This is a genomic window from Pseudomonas sp. PS02303 (assembly GCF_029959925.1).
Taxonomy (GTDB): Bacteria; Pseudomonadota; Gammaproteobacteria; order Pseudomonadales; family Pseudomonadaceae; genus Aquipseudomonas; species Aquipseudomonas mandelii.
This window is the reverse complement of the sequence record NZ_JASCOM010000471.1, coordinates 1-2,194: the sequence shown is the minus strand read 5'-3', so window position 1 is coordinate 2,194 and position 2,194 is coordinate 1. Positions and strand designations below refer to the sequence as shown.

Annotated in this window: 1 protein-coding gene; it reads left to right on the top strand. The window is 60.8% G+C overall.

The features are described from left to right. The first annotated feature begins 151 nt into the window (after positions 1–151). Complete coding sequence (acs, locus tag QMX98_RS34170; RefSeq protein ID WP_010467593.1) at positions 152–2,089, top strand: acetate--CoA ligase; 1,938 nt, start codon at positions 152–154, stop codon at positions 2,087–2,089. The last annotated feature ends 105 nt before the right edge of the window (positions 2,090–2,194 follow it).

Genomic DNA, 2,194 nt, shown 5'->3' with positions numbered 1-2,194 from the left:
CGATAGCGGTTTTTCATTCAACATCGATGTTGAATGATCCACCGCCATCGCGAGCAGGCTCACTCCTACCGTTGTTTTGTGTCTGGCTTGAACCCTTTCGCTACTCGGCGCATCTTTATTACTTGTCGCAAAACAAGAATAAGGAACCGTCATGTTCGATATCAGCACGTTCCCCAAAGCCGATGCCGTCCGCCGGGCTGCACACTTGAGTCAAGACGACTACCACCGCCTCTACCGTCAATCCATCGAGCACCCCAGTGAGTTCTGGGCCGAGCAGGCCACCCGCTTTCTCGACTGGAGCACGCCTTGGGACACCGTCCAGCGCTATAACCTGAAGACCGGCGAGGCCAGCTGGTTTGCCGGTGGCAAGTTGAACGTCAGTTACAACTGCATCGACCGTCACCTGGAAAAACGCGGCGATCAGATCGCCATCCTCTGGGAAGGCGACGACCCCGCCGAATCCGCGCAGATCACCTACAAGAAACTCCATCACAACGTCTGTCGCCTGGCCAACGTGCTCAAAAGCCGTGGCGTGAAAAAGGGTGACCGCGTGTGCATCTACATGCCGATGATTCCCGAAGCGGCCTACGCCATGCTCGCCTGTACGCGGATTGGCGCGGTGCATTCGGTGGTGTTCGGCGGCTTCTCTCCAGACTCTGTGCGCGACCGGATTCTCGACGCCGACTGCCGCACGGTGATCACCGCCGATGAAGGCGTGCGCGGCGGCAAATTCGTGCCGCTCAAGCAGAAGGTCGACGAGGCGCTGCAAAGTTGCCCGAACGTCAGCACCGTCATCGTCGTCGAGCGCACCCAAGGCAAAGTGGACTGGGTTGAAGGTCGCGATCTCTGGTATCACCAGGCGCTACGCGACGTCAGCGACGATTGCCCGCCAGAGCCCATGGACGCCGAAGACCCGCTGTTCATCCTCTACACCTCCGGCAGCACCGGCAAACCCAAAGGCGTACTGCACACCACTGGCGGCTATCTGCTGCAAGCGGCGATGACCTTCAAGTACGTGCTCGACTACCGCGATGGTGAAGTCTTCTGGTGCACCGCCGACGTCGGCTGGGTCACCGGCCACAGTTACATCGTCTATGGCCCGCTGGCCAACGGCGCGACCACGCTGATCTTCGAAGGCGTGCCAAGTTACCCGAACAGTTCGCGCTTCTGGCAGGTGATCGACAAACACCACGTCAACATTTTCTACACCGCCCCGACTGCGCTGCGCTCGCTGATGCGTGAAGGCCCAGAGCCGTTGAAGGACACTTCTCGCCAGAGCCTCAGATTACTCGGCAGCGTCGGTGAGCCGATCAACCCGGAGGCGTGGGACTGGTACTTCAACGTCGTCGGCGAACAGCGGTGTCCGATCGTCGACACCTGGTGGCAGACCGAAACCGGCGGCATCATGCTCAGCCCGCTGGTCAGCGCGCAACGGATCAAGCCCGGCTGCGCCACCCAACCGATGTTCGGCGTGCAACCGGTGCTGCTGGATGAAACGGGCAAGGAAATCAAAGGCGCCGGCAGCGGCGTGCTGGCGATCAAATCCAGCTGGCCGGCGCAGATCCGCAGCGTCTATGGCGACCCGCAACGGATGGTCGACACCTACTTCAAGCCCTACCCCGGCTACTACTTCACCGGCGACGGCGCGCGGCGTGATGAGGATGGCGATTACTGGATCACCGGGCGCATCGACGACGTGATCAACGTCTCCGGGCACCGCATCGGCACTGCCGAGGTAGAAAGCGCGCTGGTGCTGCACGACAGCATCGCCGAGGCCGCCGTGGTCGGTTATCCCCACGACCTCAAGGGCCAGGGCATCTATGCCTTCGTCACGCCCATGAACGGCACCGAGGCCAATGACGAGCTGAAGAAGGAATTGCTGGCTCACGTCAGCAAGGAGATTGGCAGTTTCGCCAAACCGGACTTGATCCAATGGGCCCCGGCCTTGCCGAAAACCCGTTCGGGCAAGATCATGCGGCGCATCCTGCGCAAGATCGCGTGCAACGAACTGGACAGTCTGGGGGACACCTCGACACTGGCCGATCCAAGCGTGGTGCAGGGGCTGATCGACAAACGTCTGAACCAGTAACGCACCTGACAGCATCGCGAGCAGGCTCGCTCCCACATTGGCTTTGTGCGAAACGCAAAACGCTCAGCCAACAATTAGCTCTGTGGGAGCGAGCCTGCTCGCGAT